Source organism: Cupriavidus basilensis (assembly GCF_008801925.2).
Lineage (GTDB): Bacteria > Pseudomonadota > Gammaproteobacteria > Burkholderiales > Burkholderiaceae > Cupriavidus > Cupriavidus basilensis.
Genome location: NZ_CP062804.1, coordinates 302,236 through 323,994, shown reverse-complemented (window position 1 = coordinate 323,994; position 21,759 = coordinate 302,236). Strand labels below are relative to the sequence as shown.

Sequence of the window (21,759 nt, the reverse complement as noted above, 5' to 3'; positions counted from 1 at the left end):
TGAGGAATGAATCCCATGGCAAAGCATGAAATCGCCGCGCGCGCCAATAGCGAAGCAGACACCGCGGTCCTGGATGCACCCGGCAAGAGTGTCTACGAGTCCCTGTGCGAGAAGATCAACCTGACACCGGTCAAGGCCACGCGCCCGGTGGAGTCTTTCCAGAGCGCCGACGCGCTCGCCGAATCGTCGCTGGATGAACGCGTCGCCCAGGCGATGAATGTGTTCCTGAAGATGATCCGGGACTCGTCGCAGCAGGTGGACCGTCTTGACAAGAGCTTGCTTGATTTCCATATCGAGCATATTGACCAGCAGATCAGCCGCCAGCTGGACGCGATCATGCACAACGAGACGTTCCAGCAGATCGAATCGGCGTGGCGCGGGCTCAAGTTCCTTGTCGATCGCACCGACTTCCGCAAGAACGTCAGGATCGAAGTGCTGGACGCCTCGAAAGACGCGTTGCGCCAGGATTTCGAGGATACGCCCGAGATCATCCAGAGCGGCCTGTACCTGCACACCTACATCCAGGAATACGACACGCCGGGGGGCGAGCCGATCGGCTCGATCATCTCGAACTACGCGTTCGGCCGCGGCCCGCAGGATATCGCCCTGCTGCGCAATATCTCCAAGGTCTCCGCCGCGGCGCATATGCCATTTATCGGCTCCGTCTCGCCGGCCTTCTTCGGCAAGGAATCGATGGAGGAGGTGGCCAGCATCCGCGACATCGGCAACTACTTCGATCGTGCCGAGTACTTGAAGTGGAAGAGCTTCCGCGAGTCGGACGATGCCCGCTATATCGGCCTGACGCTGCCGAATTTCCTGGCGCGGCTGCCCTATGGGCCGGAAACCGTGCCGGTGCGCGCCTTCAATTACACCGAAGCGGTCAAGGGTCCGGATCACAGCCGCTACCTGTGGGCCAATGCCTCGTTCGCGTTCGCCGCGAACATGGTGCAGAGCTTCATCAAGAACGGCTGGTGCGTACAGATTCGCGGCCCGCAGGCCGGCGGCCTGGTCGAGGACCTGCCGATCCATCTGTATGACCTGGGCACGGGCAACCAGGCCAAGATCCCGACCGAGGTGCTGATCCCGGAAACGCGCGAGTTCGAGTTCGCCAATCTGGGCTTCATTCCCCTGTCCTACTACAAGAACCATGACTTCGCGTGCTTTTTCTCCGCCCATTCGGCCCAGAAGCCAGCGCTGTACGACACCAAGGAAGCCACCGCCAACAGCCGCGTCAATGCGCGCCTGCCGTACATCTTCCTGCTCTCGCGGATTGCCCACTACCTGAAGCTGATTCAGCGCGAGAACATCGGCACCACCAAGGACCGCCGCCTGCTGGAGCTGGAGCTGAACACCTGGGTCAAGACGCTTGTGACCGAGATGACCGATCCGGGCGATGAGTTGCAGGCTTCCCATCCGTTGCGGGAAGCCAAGGTGATCGTCGAGGATATCGAGGACAACCCGGGCTTCTTCCGCATAAAGCTTTTCATCGTGCCGCATTTCCAGATTGAAGGCATGGACATCAATCTGTCGCTCGTGTCGCAGATGCCGAAAGCGAAGAACTGATCGGCCACGATCAGTCTCGATTAGCGCTGACATGACGTAGCGCCGCTGCACGCTGGCTCGACAGCCGCCGTGCGGCGCTCCCATGCGGAAAGGGCCTTTCCGCGTAACGGCCGATCACAATGAAGATAACCAGACCGCTGTGGACGCAGGGCATTTTCATGACCCCGCAGCATTTCCAGCAACAGGCACTGTGGGACCGGTATGCCGACGAGTGCGTCGCGCGCCTTGCCAGCCCCGATCCGTGGGGTACTGTTCGCGTCGCCCTTGACCAGCAGGCTTTGTCCATTCATCGTCTGGTGGTGACTTCCCTGGCCCTGCGCCTGCCGGACGGCACGGTGATCGACACCGAGACGGCGGACCGCACGCCCGCCGCACGCGATCTGCGCGACGTGCCGGCGCACATCGACACCGTGATCGTGCAGATCGGCCTGCCGCTGATGGATGCGCAAGGCGGCAACTGCATCGAGGCCGGGGAACGGCCGGCCCGCCCGCGCCGCTTTGCACGCGAGTATCTGGAGGTCGCCGACCTGCATGGGGAGGCAAGGAGGAGATCAGCGTTGAGCGGCATGCGGTGGCGCTGCTGTTCGATTTCGAATCGCACGTGGATTATGTGACCTGCCCGGTCGCTCAGCTGGTGCGCACGCCCCAGGGGCGCTTCGAGCGCGATCCGGCCTTTGTGCCGCCCTGCCTCTTCCTGTCGGCAAGCGACCGGCTCACCGAGCGCATGAAGCGGCTCTCCGAGATACTGAGCGCCAAGAGCGCGAGCCTGTCCGTGCGCCGTCGCGAGCGGTCCGACCAGATTGCCGATTTCGCGGTTGCCGATGTGGCGTTGTTCTGGCTACTGCACAGCGTCAACAGTACCTGGCCGGAGCTGGCACGCCTGTGCGCCGAGCCGCAGCAGCACCCAGAGCGGCTCTATGGCGTCCTCGCGCGTCTGGCCGGGTCGCTGCTGACGTTTTCCACCAAGGAGACCTTGCAGGCCATCCCGCCTTACGACCACCTCGCACCGGAGCCTGTGTTCGCGGAACTGGAGTCGCTGATTCGCACCCTCCTCGATACGGTGATCCCGTCTCGGGTTGTGCCGGTGACGCTGGAGCGCTTGCGGCCCACCGTGTGGGTCGGCAAGATCCTCGACGAGCGCCTGGTCGAAGGCGCCGAGTACTACCTGTCCGTCCAGGCGGGCGTTCCCGCCCATGCGCTGCTCGAACAGTTGCCGCGTCTGTGTAAGGCGGGCGCGCCGGACGAGGTCGAGCAGATCGTCAATTCCGCGCTGCCCGGCATCCCGCTGCGGACGATGTCGCGCCTGCCCGCGGCGATCCCCGTGCGCATCGAGAACCAGTATTTCGCGCTCGACAGCGTGCACCCCGCATTCAAGCGCATGCTGGCTGCGCGGGCCTGTCAGTTCTACGTTCCCGCTTCGCTGCCGGACGTATCACTTGAACTCTTCGTGGTATTGCCGGCATGACAACCCTCTCCGCCTCGATGCTGCCGCTCGCCTTGCGCGACACGGCCCTGACCGTCACCGAACTCGCTGACGATACGAAACCCATGGGCTTTGAACCCTTCCAGGCGACGTGCCTCGATCAGGTGTCTCGCCTGCGTGAGGAGCTCTCGGCTGCCGGCCAGCCGGCCGACGTCGTCGAGGACGCCGTCTATGCCCAATGCGCTTTGCTGGACGAAGTCGCGCTGGGCAGGCTGCCCGACGACGATCGCGCCGCGTGGGAACGCGAGCCCCTGCAGGTGCGGGAGTTCCAGAGCCACGATGCCGGGCAAGCGCTGATCGCTCGCATCGAGCGGCGTCTGGGCGAGGCGAAGCCTGTACTGCCGCTGCTCATCGTTTTCTACGCGACATTGGGGCTGGGTTTCCAGGGCAGGTTTGCGCTGGATGGCGCCAGCGAACGTATCGCGCTGATGCAGGCGATCGATGAGCGGCTGGCTCGTGCCGGATGGCGCAAGGCGGACGGCCCGGTGCTGGTGACGGATGGCAAGGCGCATCGATGGTGCGCGCATCTGTCGCCGCTCGCCTGGATCACGATCTCCTGCGTCGGCGCGGGCCTCGTCTACCTCGCGCTGGACCGGTGGCTAGCCGCGGCGATCGTGCCGCTCGCTGGCTGAAAAGGGTATTCGTGACCGGCTACCCCTACCGCACACTCTTCGGCTGGATCGCAGCGCTTGCGCTGGCCTGGCTGGCGCTCAGCTCGCCATGGCCGGCGACATGGAACCTGCTGCTCGCGGCCTTCACGATCGGGCTGGCGCTTCTCGCGATCCTCGTTGCCACGCGGCGGGTGCGCGCACGGCAGAGCGCTTCGCAAGCGGTGCTGCAAGCCGTCGATGCATCGCTGGATGGGCTGCCACGTGGTATCCGGCGCAATACACCGCTGGTGTTGGCCATCGGGGATGCATCGGGCGCCCCGCCGCTGGCATTCGGCGAGGATCTGGTCCGAATCACGGACGCTGCGATCTGGGTACGTGTCGACGACCCGGCGCGGCTGGCACACGTGGCTGATGCACTCAAGCGCTGGCGCGCGGGGCAAGGCCCGGATGCCGTCGCCTACCTGATTGGCGCCGACCAGGCCCGCGATGCGGCCGCGCTGAACGCCGGGCTTCGGCGTTGGCGCGCGGCCATTGGCGAGGCCAGCCGTGGGGTTGGCTACAGCCTGCCGGTCTGCGTCGCCGTGTACGCGGAAGAAGCCACCCGAAGCCACGGTGCCCCGGAAGATTGCCCGTGGTTCGGCGTCTGCGGCACCAAGGTGCTGCAAGGCGCTACGCTGCCCGCCCAGATCGCCGCGCTCGTCCAGCAATACGGGCAGGCCGCGCTGCCTGCGGATCGCGAAGCCCGCATGCACCGCGCCGCACGGCTCGATGCCCTGGCGCGCTGGGCCTGCGGCGCCTTGCTCCCCGCGCTGCTCGATAACCAGCGCGGCAGCCGTCAGGTCCACGTCGCAGCCTTCGGCGTGACCGCCACCGAGGGCATCCCCGCCACGGATTCGCTGTATGCCCGCTTCATCGAGCAAGCGACCGCGCTGACGCGCACCGCCAAGGCCGGCCACCGTGTACGCTACCCGCTGCCGGATCCCCTGATCCGGGGCATCGCCCTGCAGCCCGTGCGGCGAGCGCTGCCGCGCGCCCTTGCCCACGCCTTTGCCTGGCTTGCATTGGCCTTCTGCGCCGCGGCGGCGGCTTCCGCCTGGCAGAACCGTGCCCTGGTGGCGCGCGTCGTGGGCGATATGGCGCGCTATCGCGCCATCGGACCGGAGCATGACGCCGCCCGTGTCGATGCGCTGCAGGCCATCAAGCGCGATCGCGACGAACTCGCTCAATACGCACGCGCCGGCGTACCGCTGCGCCTTGGCCTGGGTTTCTATCGTGGCGCCGGCTTGCTGACGCCGCTCCATGCCCTGATCGCCGCGTATCAACCGCCGGCACCGCCGCCGTCAACCATCGAACTGGACAGCCTGTCGCTCTTCAAGAGCGGCAGCGCGGCGCTCAACCCCGGCTCGAATCACGTGCTGATCGGCGCGCTGGAGATGATCAAGGCCCACCCGTACAAGCGCGTGCTGGTGGCCGGGTACACCGACACCGCCGGCAATCCGCGCAGCAACCTCAAGCTCTCCGAGGCCCGCGCGGCGTCAGTGCGTGACTGGCTGGCCGACGCGGCAGGCTTGCCACCGACCCGGTTTGCGATTCAAGGCTATGGCGATACCCGTCCCAAAGCCGCCAACGACACCGAAGCGGGGCGCGCCGCCAACCGACGTGTCGAGATCACGCTCGTCCCCGATTGTCGCGACGCTGATCGCGACAGCCGGACAACTTTGGGCCATCCGGCCTGTTCATTCCAGTAGAAGGAGAAAGAAGCAATGGCAATTCCCGCATACATGTGGATCAAGGACGATGGCGGCGCCGATATCAAGGGCTCGGTCACGGTCAATAGCCGCGAGGGCAGCGTGGAAGTGGTCGCTTTCGATCACGCCGTCAGTATTCCGACGGATTCCAATACCGGCAAGCTGACTGGCACGCGCGTGCACAAGCCGGTGGTGTTCACCAAGGAAACCGATGCCTCGACGCCGTACCTGTACAAGGCGGTTACCAGTGGCCAGACCCTGAAGTCGGTCGAGATCAAGTGGTACAAGATCGACGACGCCGGCAAGGAAAAAGAATACTTCAACACCAAGCTCGAGAACGTGAAGGTGGTCGGCGTCACGCCGAAGATGCTGGACATCAAGAACCCGGCCTTCGAGAAGCACAACCACCTCGAAGACATCGAGTTGCGCTACGAGAAGATTACCTGGTCGTACAAGGATGGCAACATCATCCACGCCGACAGCTGGAACGAGCGCTCGTAACACGCGCCCGGCCGGCGTCCGCCGCCGGCCTGCCATCTCGCGCGGACCCGGCGTAGGGGCCGCGCACTCCCCCCTCACCCCGCGTCCCACTTCTCCTCCATGACCGCCCGCGACCTCTCTCCCTTTCTGCGTCGTCTCAACGACCATTGCGCCCGTGCCCTGGCCGACGCCGCCAGCCTCTGCGAAACACGCGCCCACCGGGACATCGAGGTCGAGCACTGGCTGATCAAGCTGCTGGAGCTGGGCGACGGCGATCTGCTGGCAATCCTGCGGCGCTATGAACTCGATGTGGACGGCATCTGGAACGGGCTGCTCGCCGCCATCGAGCGCCTGCCGCATGACCTGCGGGGCAAGCCTGGCCTGTCGCAACGCCTCGGCCAGTGGCTGGAGGCTGCATGGATGCGCGCATCGCTAGAAACCGCGACGCCCGGAGAAACCACGTCCATCCGCTCCGCGCACCTGCTGGCCGCACTGGCCGAAACACCACACCTGCTGCGCGCGCCCGACGCCTGGCCGCTGTTGAGCGTATCCGCCGTCCAGATCGAGCGGCTGATGCACGAACTCGACAACATCTCGACCGAGGCAGCCGCTCCCGCCCCGTCGTCATCAGCGCCGCTCACTGCCGCCGCGCCCGCGCCGACCCGGTCGATACCCGGTCAGGCCGATACATCGGCGCTGGCCCGTTTCACGACTGACGTCACCCAGAAGGCCCGCGACGGCAAGATCGATCCCGTGTTTGGCCGCGACGTCGAGATTCGCCAGATGGTCGACATCCTGGCGCGGCGGCGCAAGAACAACCCGATCCTGGTTGGCGAGCCCGGCGTGGGCAAGACGGCGCTGGTCGAAGGCCTTGCGCTGAAGATCGCGCAAGGCAATGTCCCAGCTGTCATACAGAACGTCACCGTGCTGACGCTGGACCTGGGCCTTCTGCAGGCAGGCGCCGGCGTCAAGGGCGAATTCGAACAGCGCCTCAAGAACGTGATCGAGGCCGTGCAGCAATCGCCAACGCCGGTGCTGCTGTTCATTGATGAAGCCCACACGCTGATCGGTGCGGGCAACACCGCGGGCGGCGCCGATGCCGCCAACCTGCTCAAGCCCGCCCTGGCGCGCGGCGAACTGCGCACGATCGCGGCGACGACGTGGTCCGAATACAAGCAGTACTTCGAACGCGACGCCGCGCTGGAGCGGCGCTTCCAGATGGTGAAGGTCGACGAACCCGATGACGACGGCGCCTGCCTGATGCTGCGCGGCCTGAAGGAGCGGTATGCGCAGCACCATGGCGTACACATCACCGATGCGGCCATCGCCGCGGCCGTGCGGCTGTCGCGCCGCTATCTGACCGGACGCCAACTGCCGGACAAGGCCGTCGATCTGCTCGACACCGCCGCTGCCCGCGTGCGCATGAGCCTGGAGGCCACGCCGATTGCCATCTCATCCTGCGAGGCGGAACGCGCGGCGCTGGAGGTCGAGCGGACTGCCCTGCTGCAGGACCAGGGGGCCATCGGCGCGGATGCCGGCAAACGACTGGCGGCCATCGATGCCCGGCTGGCTGCGCTCGCCATTGAGCTCGCACAGTTTGAACGCGCCTTTGCCGAACAGAAGGGGGCCGCCGAGACACTGATCGCGTTGCGTGCGCAATGGCAAGCCGCCGCCGACGAGTCGGCACGGCGGGACCTAGCGCCATCGATCCAGGCCGCCCGCGAGATACTGACCAGGCATGGCCAGGCCGCGCTGATCCACGCGGAAGTGGACGAGACTGCCATTGCACAGGTGATCGCCGACTGGACAGGGGTTCCGGTCGACAGCCTGCTGTCCAGCGAGCTGGCCACCTTGCTGGCGCTGGAAAAACGTTTGGGGCACATCGTGGTCGGCCAGGACGAGGCGCTAGCCGCGCTTAGCAAAAGCTTGCGGGCCGCCAAGGCGGGACTCAAATCCGAGGAAGCGCCGCTGGGCGTGTTCCTGCTGGTGGGGCCTTCGGGCGTGGGCAAGACCGAAACGGCGCGCGCGTTGGCCGACCTGATGTTCGGTGGCGAGCGTTCGCTTGTCACCATCAACCTGTCCGAATACCAGGAAGCCCACACGGTCTCGCAGCTCAAGGGTTCGCCGCCGGGGTATGTCGGCTACGGGGAAGGTGGCGTCCTGACCGAAGCGGTTCGTCAGCGGCCCTACAGCGTCGTCCTGCTCGACGAGGTTGAAAAGGCGCACCGGGACGTACTGAATTTGTTCTACCAGGTCTTCGATCGCGGCTTTATGCGCGACGGCGAAGGCCGGGTGATCGACTTCCGCAATGCCGTGATCCTGATGACCTCGAATCTCGGCAGCGAGCAGATTCTGGCGGCCGCAGACGCTGCCGTCGCGGCAGGCGCCGAGCTCGCCACCGGCACGCTGATGGAAGCGATCCGCCCGATGCTGATCGACCACTTCCAGCCGGCACTGCTGGCACGCTTCCAGACCATTGTCTACCGCCCGCTGTCGGCCGACGCCATGGCATCGATCGTGCGGATGAAGCTCGGCAAGGTGGCGGAGCGCGTCGCGCGCCGCTTTGGCGTGCCCCTGCGGTGCGGCGACACGCTGGTGGACGAACTGGTGCGAGCCTGCCTGCTGCCCGATTCAGGAGCCCGCAATATCGACAGCCTGCTCGATCAGCAGATCCTGCCGGTACTGTCGCGTGAGCTGCTGGTGCGCATGTCTGAGCAGCAGGCGCCGGCATCGATTCAGCTGTCATTCTCCGAGGGCGATGGTATCGGCCTGGACTTCGAAGAGCCGGCAACCACAACCGGGGCCGGCGCGTGACACGGGGCGGGCCGGGCCTCTTTGAAGCGGTGACGGGGTACTTTGCGAATGGCGTGGCCGTAGACGATTTCGATGCGGCGACACAGACGTTCCTGTCCGTGCGGGACAACATCCAGCGCATCCTCAATAGCCGCCGCGGCAGCCTCGCGCATCTGCCGGACTATGGGCTTGGCGACCTGTCCAGGATCTACCGGCATCTACCCGCGTCGGCGCACACGCTCAAGCGCGAGATCGAAACGACGCTGCTGCGCTATGAGCCGAGGCTGAAATCCATCGACATCGCGATCGAAGAAACCGAACCGGGCATGTTGCTCAGCTTTACCATGAGCTGTCTGCTGCATCAGTCCGGGCTGGTGCGATTAGGCACCCACTTCACGCCGGATGGGCAGACGCGTCTCAAGCTGCTGAAAGCGGAACGTGACCGTGAGTGAGTGCGTGGCCGAGACATAGCGGCCTATCGTCCTCACCCCTATCAACGACTCACCTCCCCCTGCCCGCGGTCTCCGATGGCAACTCCCCAAAAAACGCCCGATACTGCGCGGCAAACCGCGGCAGATGATTAAACCCCCACCGCGCCGCCACCACGCCCACCGGGTCCTGCGCCTGCCGTCCACCCAAGGCCTGCCTCACCCCGTTCATCCGCAAAGCCCGAACAAACTCCAGCGGCGCCAACCCGGTGACTTCATTGAAGCTGTATTGCAGCGTGCGCCTTGAAACCCCGAGCCGTTCACACAGAGCCAGAACACTCCATGGCGCCTCGGGCGCAGCGCGCACCATCTCATACGCCTGTGCGACCAGCCGCCGCCGCGCGGGCGGCGTAGGCAGCAGGGCATCCCCAACGTCATGCGTCAGGGTGGACACCACCGCCATCAGCAACGCGTCGCGCATGGCGTTCTCGACAAAGCGCTGGTGGAATACTTCGCTCTGCATGGCTGACGCAGCCAGCACCGCCAGCATCGCCGCCCGGAAATCCTCGGACGCGGCGCGCCGCACCTCCGTGGCCGGCTGCAAGCGCGCGATCAACTCCGGAACCCCCTCGCGCTCCATCACGCGTTGCAGCGCGGGCAGCGGCAGCGTCACGCCGAGCAGGTCCAGCGATGGCGGGGTGCGCATGGCCAGCGGCTGGCCGTTGCCGGCGTGCAGCACGGTGTCGCCGCTCATCCGGTAGCCGGAGAACCAGCCATCGGCACACTCGCGGTGGGGCAGGGCGATGGAAAGATAGCCGCGCCGTGCCTCGCCTTCCTCCAGCAACGCCTGGTTGGTGCGTTCGCGGAAGACGTGGACGTCGCCATAGGTAGCCTGCTGCACTTGTGCAAGAAAATGCCCGGGCGTGAGCTGCTGGTAGCGCTGCTGCCAGCCGTCCAGGCCCGTTGCCGCCATGGCGGCCTCGGTGGCAACCAGGTGGCGTAGCGGGCGCCCGCTGGCGCCTGTGTCGAGGGGCTCGGTGTTGCTGTGCATCGGTGGCAGCCTGTTGGGGCGATTGACACCATCGGCGGCGGGTGGGCGTGGCCCGGCGCGCCAGGACTCTTGTGCAGGCATTGCGCGATGATTGTATCGCCAGGCCAGGCAAGCGTCGATGCGCGGCGCAGCAGGTCCGGCGGCCACTGGGTGAGCGTCCTTGCATTTGTTGACAGTAGCCGACGCAGCCTCGCCATAGAATGCTGCGCTATTCATGGCGGGCATAGATATGGGATCGCGATCCGAACGTTACAGGTTGCTGGGCTACGTCGCGCTTTGCATGGTGGCGTTCGCGCTCGTCACCGTGCTGTGCGTGACGCTGCAGGACGGCAACGCGCAGCGCGCGGAGCGCAAGGTCCGCCAGATGGACAGCCGCGCCACGGCCACCGTCACCGCCGCAGGCCAGGCTGGGCAACCAGCGGTCACGCACGCATCGCGCTGAGCGCCAGCGAGCGGATCAGCAGGGCAGGAAGATCGTGAAGGTGGCGCCGGCACCGGCGGCGCTGGTCAGCTTGATCTCTCCGCCATGACGCTCCACCACGGTCTTGACAAAGACCAGCCCCAGCCCGCTGCCGGCGGGCGCATCCTGCTCGGTGTCGCGCAGGCGCGCGAAGGGCTGGAACAGGCGGCCCTGGTCTTCCTCGGCGATGCCCCGGCCCTGGTCCACCACGTCGATCGCCAGCCCCTGCGGCACGCGATACAGGCGCACCGTCACGGTCGTTTGCGGCGGACTGAACTTGATGGCATTGCTCACCAGGTTGGCAATCGCCCGCACCAGCAGCACCGGCTCGGCCTGGAGCTGCGACTGCTCCTCTTCCACGTCGACTTCCACCTTCAGTTCGATCCGTGCGGCGCTGGCCAGCGCCCATAGCTCGTCGGTGGCGTCCAGCACCACGCCGGCCAGGTCGACCTCGATGAAGTCAAGGTGCGTCGCTTCCGCACGGGCCAGCCGGATAAAGTCGTCCGCGAGGTCCAGCGTGCGGTTGGCATGCTCGCCGATGCGGGCCAGCAGGGCTGCCTCCGGCAACGCCCGGCCAGGCTCGTTCTGAAGGTCGATCAGGGCAAGGATGGAGGACTGCGGGGACCGCATGTCATGCGAGATGAAGCGCAGGGACTCCTCGCGGCGCCGCTCGGCCATGCGCACCTGGGTGATATCGATAACGCTGACGATCAGGCCGGCGACACCGCCGGTGTTGCTGCGCAGCGGCGCGCCGCGCAGCAGCATGGGGTGCTCATCGCGCGCTTCGAGCTCCACCCCGGGCGGCGCCTGCACCGGGTGCGCGGCGTCGGCGTCGGCCTCGCCCTCGGCATAGACACTGCGCAACTGGTCCCAATAGTCCAGCCCGGCCTTGGGCTGGACGAATACTTCGTTGATCAGTTCGCGAATACCGGGGCGCGGTGCGCTCATGTCGCCCAGCGACCCGAGCGTGCGCGGTGCCAGCAGCAGGCCGCGCCGGTTGGCCAGCAGCACGCGGCCGCCGGGATCGCAGATCACGGTGGCTTCGGGCAAGCCTTCGAGCCCGTCCGCCAGGAATTGCCGCAAGTCCCGCAGGCGCGTGGTCATGCGGTAGACCGCGCGCATGCGGGTATCGAGGTTGCGGCCCGATTTGCGGCCCGATTTGCGGACCGACTCGCCCTCGCCGGCGGGCATGGCCAGCAGGCCGGGCTCCTGCTCGAGCTGTGCGAGCTCGTCGGTGAGGAACTGCAGCGCCGCTTCCTGGCGCCGCCAGCTCCACAGCGGGTAGAGCAGGCCGCAACCCAGCACGGCGCTGGCCGGCGCGAACCAGAAGTGGCCAAACACGACCAGCAGCAGGCTGGCGGCCAGCGTGCCGGCCAGCAGCACCACCGTGACCAGCAGCGCGTTGCGCGGCGTCAGCATCAGCGAGGCCAGGCTCGCCAGCAACACCGGCAGCAACGTGCACAGCCAGAACCAGGGTGCCGGCAGCGTGACGATGGCCGTGTCGCGCTGCAGCGTCTGCATGGCGTTGGCGATGATTTCCACACCGCTCATGCCGTGGCCGTTACGCGATACCGGGGTGGGGAACACGTCGCCCAGCCCGCTCGCCGTGGCGCCTACCAGCACGGACTTGCCGCGAAAGAAGTCGCGCGGCAACGTGCCGCCCAGCACATCGAGTACCGAGACCTGCCGGAACGTCCCGGGCGGCCCGGCAAAGGGAATGCGCAACCGGTAGTCCCGGGTCCAGCCATCGGCGCCGCGGTCATCCGCGGGACCGTCATGTCGGTAGGCGGACACCGGCCGCGGCGGCTTGCCGAAGCCGACCATCACGGCCGAGAAATGATTGAGCTGGCTGCCCGGCAGCCCTTCCTGCAGGAACACCTGGCGGGCAATGCCGTCGAGGTCCACTGCGATATTGATGTGCCCCACCTCGCTGCCCAGGCCCGTCAGCGGATAGCGCACCAGCAAGCCGCCCCGCCCCGCTTCGGCCAGCGCGGGCAGCACGACGTTGCCGGCGCGCGCCATGCTGCGTGCCAGCGCGCGGTCGTCCTCGGGATGCAAGGTATCCGGCTCGGAGAGAATCACGTCGACCCCGATCACGCGAGGGGCGTCGGCGGCGATGCGATCGATCAGGTCGGCCAGCACCCAGCGGCGCCAGGGCCAGCGGCCAATGGCGGAGATGCTGGGGTCGTCGATAGCGACGATCACGATCTCGTCGCTGGGCGCGTGATGCTGGGCCGCGACCGACAGGTCGTAGACCGCCTTGTCGGCGCGTTCGCTCCAACCCAGCACGGCGCACGCCGCCACCAGCGCCAGCACGGCGGCCGTCAACAAGCTCCATTCGACCAGCGTACGGCGCTGGTAGCCGGCCATCATGCGTCCGGGCACCCGGCGCAGCGCGCGCGCGCGCGCGGCGAGTTGCGGCAGGCTAGTTGGCACGATTGAGCCAGCGTGAGCCGGCGCTCACGGGCTGACCCTGCGAATCGCGGATGTACTGCACCACCTCGATACGCTGGGGCGCAGAGAAATGCGGCTCGCGGGCCGGGTCCTGGCGAGCCACCCGCACAAAATACGTGCCGCTGCCGGGCCGCGGCAGGCGGGCCGCGTTGGTCTCGGTGCTGACGTCGGCCACGATCTGCGTAAAGGCGGCGTCGGATGCCATCTGCACGCGGTAGGCTTGCGCCGCGCCATTGGCGCTGGCTGCGCCGGCGGCCGGCCATGCGAGCCGCAAGGCGTCGCTGCCATCGTCCTCCAGACGCGGCTGCGGCGGCGACGGCTCCAGCGCGAACGCCACCGGCTCGCTCCAGGGACCCTGCTGCCCGCCGGCGTCAACCGAGCGCACACGCCACCACCAGCGGCCGGGCGCAAGCGCCTGGCTGGCCGAGGGCGCCGTGCCGCGCGCTTGCAGGACGCCTTGCGTGAAGTCCGCATTGGCCGCCACTTCGAATTCATATTGCGCCGCATTGGCGACTTCGGCCCAGGTGAACATCGGCGTCTCGCCGTAGGCGGTGCCATCGCGCTCGGGCGCCAGCGTAAAGGGCGCGGGCGGATTCAGGCGCACTACCAACGGCATCACCGCGCCCGCGCCACCGAGGTGCCGCGCATCGAGCGCGCTCACGCCCACGTAGAGCTCGCCCTCGGGCAGGTCCTGGAGCGCGGCCTGCGTGCCGTCCACGGCCTGGGAGGACAGCAACTCCGTCTGGGCTGCATCGCGCGAGACCACCACGCGGTAGCTGGCGGCCTGCGCAACCGGCCCCCAGCTCACGGTGGCATGGCTTGCCAACAGCGGCTGGGGCAGCGGCACCAGCGCCGGCGCCGGCAGCAGCGCGGCGGGCCGCGCCAGGGCGCCCGTGGCCGATGCGCTGACGCCGTAGCCGGCATTCACTACCGCTTGCTGGCCGCGGCGCGAGCGGGCCTGCACCTGGCCTTCGAGCACGGCGCTCTGGCTGGCGCCGTCCTCGGTACCCACGCGAAAGCGCGTGCCGCGCACGCCGGTCACCAGCGAGGGGGTACGGATCTCGAAGCGCCCCACGCCGGTGCCGCGCGGCGCCACGCGGGACTCCACCTCGCCCTGGCCGATGCCGATCACGGCGTCGGTCAGGCCCGTGCGGGCGAACGCGCGCAGCCGCTTGACTTCCACGGCCGTCGCCGGCGGCAACGTCACGCGTGAGCCGTCACCCAGCTCCATGGTGACGGTGCCGCCAGCGCCGGTCTCGATGCGGGCACCTTCGCGCAGCTCCATGCCAGCCTGCAACGCGTGCCCATCGGCGCTCGCCGGCCCCGTGACAAAGACCACGCGGGCGGTGCCGTCGGTCACCGGGATGCGCGTCAGCGGGATGCGCAGGCGCATGCCGGGCGGCAGCCGGTAAGGATCGGCCACCTTGTTCAATGCCTGCAGTTCGCGCCAGCCGGCGGGATTGACCATGAAGCGGTCCGCCACGCCAATCAGCGTGTCGCCCGGGCGCACCTGGTAGATAAAGTTGGCGCCTTCGGCGCCTGCAGCCTGCGCCGCAGCGCTGGCGGACCATGCGGCACCCAGCACGCCAACCAATCCGGCCATGCCGATCGTGCCGGCCACACCCATCGCACCCATCGCGCCCCTCGTGCATGCCGCGCGCGAGTGCGCTGCAATACCTGCCATCCTGCCTGCTGCCATGTCGAACCGCTTCATAAACTCAGTCTTCCTTCTTGCCCTGCAAATCCTGCAAATCCTGCTGGTCCTGCATATCCCCGTTGCCCGTGGCTTCGAAGCGGTAACCGTGCGCGTACACGGAAGTCAGGCGCACGCCGTTCTCGGGCCGCAATGCCAGCTTGATCCGCAGCCGCGAGATATGGGTATCGAGCGTGCGCGAGCCGATACCGATGGCGCGGCCCCACACGGCTTGCTCGACCACCTCGCGCGACACCAGGCGCCCCAGGTTGCGGAACAGGAACAACGCCAGGTCGAACTCGCGCGGCGACACGTCCACCCGGGTTTCGCCGCAGGTCACGGTGCGCGCCTGCGGATCGACAGCATAGTTGCCCGCCCGGATCAGCGCGCTGTCCTGCTGCGCCTGCGGATACGTGCGGCGCAGCAACGCGGATACGCGCGCCACCAGCTCGGCGCGGCGGATCGGCTTGATCATGTAGTCATCGGCGCCCGCGCCCAGCCCGGCGACAATGTCCTCTTCCTGCGAGCGGCTGGTCAGGAACAGGATGGGGGGATTGCGCCCGGAGTTCTGGCGCACCCAGGTCACCACCTCAAGGCCGCTGGTATCGGGCAGTTGCCAGTCCACCACCAGCAGGTCGAACGCTTGCTCGCGCAGGGCCCGCAGGAACGTACTGCCACTGGCGAAGCACTCGCACTCATGGCCGGCCGAGACCAGGATCTGCTGGATCAGCTCGGACTGGCTCTTGTCGTCTTCCACCGAAGCGATTCTCATACTTACCTCTTGCTTGCCACGTCTTCTCTTCCAGGTGCCACCGCGCGCTTCCCGCGCCGCCGCAAAGGCAACGCGCAATAACCCGGGCAGGCCGGGCGCCAGGTGCACAAAAGGGGAATGGTACAGAATCCAGCGTCGCCGCGCCAAGGACGGCGCGGGAGGGTATCGCAGCGCGCCGGCGCAAAAACCGGCGCGCGCGCCTTTACTGCAGCATGTAGGTTTCGTACTCGAGGCGGTCCAGCTTGCGGTCGAGCAGGTAGATCGCCAGGGCCACCACGATCAGCAATGATACCGCAAAGCCGTAGCCATACCAGGCCGGTCCCAGCTGCAGGGTCACGGCAGTGAACGCCAGGTTGAGGATCACGAACAACCCGCTGAGCAGCAGCACTTCCCGCCGGCGGTCGAGGTAGAAGTAGATATTGAGCACCCCGAGCAGCACCACCTGCAGGCTGGCGCCGATCACGTCCACATACAGCAGCGGCAGGTAGAGTTCCGAAATGCCGAGCGCTGCCAGCACGAACCTGCCCACGACAAACAGCACCAGCGCCGCAATGGCCTGCACCTTGACGATCTCGTACAGTCCCAGGCGGATCGTCTGCACCATGGTGTTGCGCATATCCTCGATATGCTCGAGCGAGCTGCCGCCGCGCACCGCGTTGTAGAAGGCGTCGTAGTACTCGACGAAGTCTGTCTCGATGCGCACCAGGAACACCGCCATGCCCGGGATGATTGCCAGGTAAGCCAGGAACACCGGGATGTCGTAGATGATCGACGCGTGCAGCGGCCCGATGACTTGCTGCCCCGTGGACGGCGAGTACCAGAACATGAACTTGTCGAGCCAGATGCCAAGGTTGTACAGCAGCCCGATCAGCATCAGGCTCGGATAGGCGTAGCGCCGCTGGAACACCTCGAACGACATGAACCGCTGGCTGGTGTAGTTGCGGTAGATCAGCACCACCATGGCGCTCAGCAAGCAAAGCTGGCCGGCGACAAACCCAAGCAGCAGGCCCTCCAGGCCATAATTGCGCAGCGCCAGCGCCGCCGCCACCGTCAGCGTATAGCCCAGCAGGAAGGTCCAGACGATGGCCTTGTACTGCTTCATGCCCGTGAGGAAAATCACCGCGATCCAGATGTTGCTCATGACCACGAAGCCCGCGGTCATCAGCAACCGGTACAGCACCGACTGCTCCGGGAACGCAAAGAGCGCGCAGCCGATGCCGATGGCGCCCGACAGCACCGTGACCAGCAGGGCCACCGCGTGGTAGTTCGACAGCACCAGGCCATCGCGCTTCTCGAACAGTCGGTCCGACGTAAAGCGGGTAAAGGCCAGCTGCATCGGCCCGGTCAGGATCAGGCTGACCGCGATCAGGTAGGTCACCGAGACCTGGAACTGCGTCACCAGGCTGCCCGGCACCACGAAAGGCAGGCTGAGCACACCGATCAGCAAGATGCCGACGATCGACAGGACCCACGGCCCGGAACTGATGATGCCCGCATAGGCGTACGCGCCGAGCATGCCCGACAGGTTGTCCCGCCGCAGCATCTTGCGAAGTTCGAATCCAATCCCCGCCATCTCAGCGACCTCCCTTCATGGGGCAGCCCGCGGCCTGCGCCGCCCTGGCGGGGGATCCGCCGGCGGACGATTCCACCCGTGGCTGCGCCATCAGGCGCGTGTACAGGTCTCGGTAGCTACCCACCATCATCTCCTGCGTGTAATACCGCTCCACGCGCCGGATGCCGGCCTGCTGCGCGGCGTGCCATGCGTCGGGCGAACCCAGCAGGCCGATCGCCTTCTCGGCCAGCGCGGCCGGGTCGGCGATGCGCACCACGTCGCCCGCCGCGCCCAGCGCCGCATCCTCGCCGGGCAGGCCGAAAATCAGTTGCCGGCACGAGCCGACATCAGTGGTCACGCACGGCACGCCGGCGGCGAAGCCTTCCAGCACCACCAGCGGCAATGCCTCGCTGATGGAGCTGAGCACCAGCACGCCCACCTTGGGCAGCAGTTCATCGATGCGCTGGAAGCCCAGGAACTTCACCTTGTCGGCGAGGCCCAGGCTTTCGGCCAGGCTGCGGCATTCCTGCGCGTATTCCGGATCTTCGTCTTCCGGGCCGGCGATCCAGCCCTGGGCATCGGGGTATTGCCGCACCACGGTCAGCATGGCGCGGATAAAGGTCTTGATATCCTTGATCGGCACCACGCGGCCGATCAGGCACAGCACCGGCGGCACGCCGGGTGCGCGCTGCGCGCGCAGCGCGGCCAGCCGCGGCAGGTTGATGCCGTTGGGGATATTGCGCGTGCGCTCGGCGCGGGCACCATCCGTGACCTGGCGCAGGCGGTTGCCTTCGTAGAGCGCGACGATGGTGTCGCCGGCGTCGTAGCAGACGCGGCCCAGCGTTTCAAAGAAGCGCACCCACAGCTCGCGGAAATAGCTGATCTGCGAGATGTCGCGCTCGAATACGTTGCGGTTGTCGCGGATCCACTGGCTCTGGAACAGGTCGATCTTGCGTTCCTTGGTATAGATGCCGTGCTCGGACACCAGCAAGGGACGTCCCGTGCGGTAGTGCAGCATGGCGCCAAGAAAGCCGGCGTAGCCGGTGGACACCGTGTGGTAGACCTTGGCCGGGATCAGCCCCTCGGCAATGCGCGCGAGCTGCCACAGGGGCTTGTGCATGATGCGCACGGTCCAGAAGTAGTCGGTGAAGGACGGGTCCGTGCAGTACTGGCGGTACTGCTCGGTGATGGTCCGCCACGCGTTGCGGCTGTAGAGGAACGCGTCTTCCGACAGGCTGCCGCCATCGGTCAGCTCGGGCATCAGCTCGCGGATCAGCTCGCCGGCTTCCTGCTCGCGGCCTGGCTGGCGCAGCACCTCGTGCAACTGCGCCGAGGCGGCGAAGGTGACGGGGTCGCCGTCGCTGCCATGCACCAACGGAGGCGGCGGGAAATCGTAGAGAAAATGCGTTTCCAGGTGCACGACGTTGTCGGGCAGCGCGTAGACCATGTCGCCGTAATCTTCGCGGCGGCTGCCGATGAAGACGATGGCGAAGCGGACGTCCGGAAACGCCCGGATCATCTGGTTGACCCAGCTCGACACCCCGCCGCTCACATACGGAAAGGTGCCCTCTAGCAGCAGGGCCACATCGGCCGAGTCGGCGCGGGGCAAAGGGGTATCGCTCATGATTGCCAGTAACGCAGCAGGGGCCGTACCAGTGGCAGCGGCGATGGGCTGTCGAATGACAGCAAGATGGCGCGCACGGCGGCGTAGTCGCGCTCCAGATAGGCGGCTTCGGCCAGCAGCGGCAGCGTGCGCTCGCGCGCAAAGCCAAGCTCCTCGGCCCGCTCCAGCCACCCGCGCGCTTGCGCGGGCTCGTCGCGGGTCAGGGCCAGGCGGCCACGCATGTACCACAAGCCCGCCTGGTCGGAGTCGAACTCCAGCGCGGCGCGCGCGTGGCGCTCCACCTGGTCCGCGGTGTAGCGATAGACGTCGCCTTGCACCAGGTTCTGGTAGATCAATTCCCAGTACAGGTCGGCCAGGCGCTTGTTGATCTCGCCGCGCTCGCGATCGTCCTGCGCAGCTTCCAGGCGCGGCAGCTCGGCCAGGATTTTCTGCGTCAGCTGCTTCTCCGCGCCGTCCAGCATGCCGTAGGCCAGCAGGCGCACGTCGTCAGCGCTGTCGGCCAGCAGGTCGCGCAGTACCGGGCTGGAGGTGCGCGCCGGCATCGACTGCATGGCCACCAGCGCGGTCATGCGCTCCGGCAACGGCGCGCGCGTGTTGCCCAACTGGGCGCGCAGGCGCGCGCCGCCGCCGTGGGTCACGCGCGAGATCAGGTGGGTGACGAACACCGGCAGCCCGACCAGGCCGACGCCGGCCGTGGGACGGCGCCCCGGGAACAAGCGCGCGATCAGCAGGCTGCCGACGCAGATCATGCCGCCGGCCAGCGGCACCAGGAAGCAGAATATGAAGAGGTAGCCATAGCTCCACGCGAACGGCACGCGAAAACGCCGGGGCAGCAAGCGCCACAGCACCATCGCGATCATCGCCGCGGCGAGCCCCTGCATCAACAGGAAGGTCAGCAGCAACGCGGTGCTGTTGCCGGCGCGAGCCAGCAGCGCCAGGGCGGCGATTTGCGCGGCGATGCCGCCGATGCCGAGCTTACCCACGGCCAACCTCGCCTAGTGCCACCGGCACCGGTACCGGCGCCGGCTGAACATCCACATGGCAACGATGCAGCAAGCGGATCAGCGGCTCCACCGGCGCGTTGGCGGGCACGACCAGCGTATGCACGCCGATGCGCGCCGCTTCGAAATCGGTGCCGAACTGGGCCCGCAGCATATCTTCGATACGCACCAGGTAGGCCGACGCCGCCTCGTTGCCCGATAGCGGCATCAAGGTCAGCAAGGCACGCTGGTGCGCGCTGGTCAGCGGCCAGGCCACGTCGAGCGCGCGGCGGCTGCGGATGACCTGGTCGAACAGTGCATCGCGCGATTCGTCCAGATCGAACACCAGCGCCACGATGGTGCTGTCGATGCCGCTGTCGCGGCGCAGGCGCGACAGGCGGGCGTAGTCCAGCGCGAAGTCGTAAGGGCAGCCGGGAATCGCGGCCGCGATAGCGCGCGTGGACACGGCGTGCTCGACGCCATCTGCGTAATAGCCCATCAGCACCATCAGCAACTGGAGGTTCTCGTAGCTGAGCGACAGGAACGGCATGCGCTCGACCACCAGCAGGCCCACCAGCTTGTCGGCCCCGGACAGCACCGGCGCCACCGCCACGTAGCGGGTCTGCGGATGGTCCGGCGACTGGCGCGACAACCCGCCGGCCTGCAGGTGTGCCAGCTGGCGCGTCTCCAGGCAGTGGCGCACCAGCATATCGTCGGGGTCGAACTCGAATACCGGGCCGATCTGCGCCGACGCCGTGGCGGATACCGTCTCGCCATCGACCGCATAGAGCGCGGCCGCTTCGAGCTGGCACGCCTGCGCCACCACTTGCAGCATGGGGCGCGCACCAACCAGCACGCCCCCCGGTGCCGCATCTTCCAGCGTCACCGCGCGCATTTGCGACAGCGTGTCGCGCAGCGTGGTGGGCTTGGCCAGCAGGTCGTTCTCCAGCCGTGCATGGGACACGCGCAGCAGGTAGTGGTTCTTGGTCAGGGCCGCAAGGCGCTCTTCGAGGTTGCGGTTGACGGCGCGCGCGCGCGCCAGCCTTGTGCCCCAGACATCGCCGAACTGCCCGGCAACCAGCACCATGAGCAGCCCGCCCAGGAAGAACAGGCGCGGGAACGCACCCGGCTGCGCACCGATCTGGTGGAAGAAGAACCAGCCGCCCAGCATCATCAGCACGCTGCCCACGCCAATCAGCGTGCCGTAGCGCAGCGCCAGGATGACCGGCAGCAGCCATGCCCAGGGAAAGCCCAGGCCCAGCAGCAGGGGGTTGTTGGGCAGGAGCAGGTATCCCAGCGCCATCGCCAGAGCCATCGTCACCACCAGCTCGACCGCAGAGACCGGTCCGCTCGTGGCGGGCGCAAGCAACCGCAGATAGCGGCCGCCCGCACCAATGCCCTGTCCTTCCCGTATCTTGTCGGCTGTATTGGCCACGATCATGCTCTCCCGCGGTTCAACCCTGGCGCAGCGGCGCCAGCAGGCGGCGCAGCAACTTTTGCGCGGTGCCCGACAACGACTCGCGGCTCCAGCCACTGTCGCTGCCGGTGGCGGACCAGACGGCTTCGCCCGTGCTCACGTCCAGCAGTTGCAGCGAGATGCCCACGGCGGGCTCGCCATCCACGCCCACCTTGTAGCGCCATTCCTGCACCGCGCCGGTGAGGGCGTAGCGCATCTTCTGGGTACGTGCCCACTCAAGCGCCTTGCCCACCGACTCGCGCTCGGCCGGCTCGAACAGCGTTTCCGGGTTCAGGTTGGCGGGATAGCGCTTGACGTTGGCAATGCCGCCGGTCTTCAGCAGGCTTTCCGCGATCGCCTCGGCGCGCAGGCCTGCCTGCGGCGTCTCGGTGTAGTTGACGATCGGCAGTATCGCCACCGACTCGCCGGCCGGCAGCGCGGGGGCGCGACCAATATCGGTCACCGCGCATCCGGCCAGCCACAGCGCTGCGCCCAGCGCACCGCACCAGCCCAGCAGTCGTGCTGCGCGGTTCTGCTTCGTGCTAGTTGTTTCCATGACTCTCTCCCCTTCTCGATTGCATACAGTGAACCGGCACGCTCGCGTGCCCGCC

At 67.2% G+C, this 21,759-nt stretch carries 16 protein-coding genes and 1 pseudogene; 8 read left to right on the top strand and 9 right to left on the bottom strand.

Annotated elements, in window-relative coordinates; translation table 11 throughout:
- Positions 1-15 precede the first annotated feature (15 nt).
- From tssC to tssE, 7 genes and pseudogenes are all read left to right on the top strand, one after another.
- Positions 16-1,563, top strand: coding sequence for a type VI secretion system contractile sheath large subunit (tssC, locus tag F7R26_RS22370; RefSeq protein WP_150984398.1), 1,548 nt, complete (start codon positions 16-18; stop codon positions 1,561-1,563).
- Positions 1,564-1,682: 119 nt separating this feature from the next.
- Positions 1,683-3,028 (top strand): annotated as a pseudogene (gene tssK, locus F7R26_RS22365) (type VI secretion system baseplate subunit TssK).
- Positions 3,025-3,678, top strand: a complete 654-nt coding sequence (locus F7R26_RS22360) for a DotU family type IV/VI secretion system protein (RefSeq protein WP_150984399.1) — start codon at positions 3,025-3,027, stop codon at positions 3,676-3,678. Before tssK ends, F7R26_RS22360 begins: the two are co-directional and overlap by 4 nt.
- An 11-nt stretch (positions 3,679-3,689) precedes the next feature.
- A complete protein-coding gene (locus F7R26_RS22355; protein ID WP_150984400.1) occupies positions 3,690-5,405 on the top strand; it encodes an OmpA family protein in 1,716 nt (571 codons plus the stop codon).
- 15 nt (positions 5,406-5,420) lie between these two features.
- Positions 5,421-5,906: an Hcp family type VI secretion system effector gene (locus F7R26_RS22350; protein WP_150984401.1), complete on the top strand. Its 486-nt coding sequence runs from the start codon at positions 5,421-5,423 to the stop codon at positions 5,904-5,906.
- A 99-nt stretch (positions 5,907-6,005) separates the two neighbouring features.
- Positions 6,006-8,699, top strand: coding sequence for a type VI secretion system ATPase TssH (gene tssH / locus F7R26_RS22345; protein ID WP_150984402.1), 2,694 nt, complete (start codon positions 6,006-6,008; stop codon positions 8,697-8,699).
- A complete protein-coding gene (gene tssE, locus F7R26_RS22340; protein WP_150984403.1) occupies positions 8,696-9,130 on the top strand; it encodes a type VI secretion system baseplate subunit TssE in 435 nt (144 codons plus the stop codon). The genes tssH and tssE overlap by 4 nt, the downstream gene beginning before the upstream one ends.
- Positions 9,131-9,179: 49 nt before the next feature.
- On the opposite strand, the gene F7R26_RS22335 is transcribed toward tssE, so the two are convergent.
- On the bottom strand, positions 9,180-10,157 hold the full coding sequence (locus F7R26_RS22335; RefSeq protein ID WP_150984404.1) for a helix-turn-helix domain-containing protein: 978 nt from the start codon (positions 10,155-10,157) through the stop codon (positions 9,180-9,182).
- 229 nt (positions 10,158-10,386) lie between these two features.
- Between F7R26_RS22335 and F7R26_RS22330 the strand changes: the two genes are divergently transcribed.
- Complete coding sequence (locus F7R26_RS22330) at positions 10,387-10,599, top strand: hypothetical protein (RefSeq protein ID WP_241754683.1); 213 nt, start codon at positions 10,387-10,389, stop codon at positions 10,597-10,599.
- 15 nt (positions 10,600-10,614) lie between these two features.
- Here F7R26_RS22330 and F7R26_RS22325 read toward each other — a convergent pair whose 3' ends face one another.
- From F7R26_RS22325 to F7R26_RS22290, 8 genes are all read right to left on the bottom strand, one after another.
- Positions 10,615-12,990, bottom strand: a complete 2,376-nt coding sequence (locus F7R26_RS22325; protein ID WP_150984471.1) for a CHASE2 domain-containing protein — start codon at positions 12,988-12,990, stop codon at positions 10,615-10,617.
- A gap of 52 nt (positions 12,991-13,042) precedes the next feature.
- Positions 13,043-14,707, bottom strand: a complete 1,665-nt coding sequence (locus F7R26_RS22320; protein WP_241754681.1) for a FecR domain-containing protein — start codon at positions 14,705-14,707, stop codon at positions 13,043-13,045.
- Positions 14,708-14,789: 82 nt separating this feature from the next.
- Positions 14,790-15,536, bottom strand: a complete 747-nt coding sequence (locus F7R26_RS22315; protein WP_150984406.1) for a response regulator transcription factor — start codon at positions 15,534-15,536, stop codon at positions 14,790-14,792.
- Between the two features lie 202 nt (positions 15,537-15,738).
- Positions 15,739-17,109, bottom strand: a complete 1,371-nt coding sequence (gene pelG / locus F7R26_RS22310; protein WP_150984407.1) for an exopolysaccharide Pel transporter PelG — start codon at positions 17,107-17,109, stop codon at positions 15,739-15,741.
- A gap of 1 nt (position 17,110) precedes the next feature.
- A complete protein-coding gene (gene pelF / locus F7R26_RS22305) occupies positions 17,111-18,712 on the bottom strand; it encodes a GT4 family glycosyltransferase PelF (RefSeq protein ID WP_150984408.1) in 1,602 nt (533 codons plus the stop codon).
- On the bottom strand, positions 18,709-19,695 hold the full coding sequence (locus F7R26_RS22300) for a tetratricopeptide repeat protein (protein ID WP_150984409.1): 987 nt from the start codon (positions 19,693-19,695) through the stop codon (positions 18,709-18,711). Before F7R26_RS22300 ends, pelF begins: the two co-directional genes overlap by 4 nt.
- The gene (locus F7R26_RS22295) at positions 19,688-21,133 is read right to left on the bottom strand and encodes a PelD GGDEF domain-containing protein (RefSeq protein WP_150984410.1); all 1,446 of its coding nucleotides are present in this window, start codon (positions 21,131-21,133) and stop codon (positions 19,688-19,690) included. Before F7R26_RS22295 ends, F7R26_RS22300 begins: the two co-directional genes overlap by 8 nt.
- A 13-nt stretch (positions 21,134-21,146) precedes the next feature.
- On the bottom strand, positions 21,147-21,704 hold the full coding sequence (locus tag F7R26_RS22290; RefSeq protein WP_150984411.1) for a penicillin-binding protein activator LpoB: 558 nt from the start codon (positions 21,702-21,704) through the stop codon (positions 21,147-21,149).
- Between the last annotated feature and the right edge of the window lie 55 nt (positions 21,705-21,759).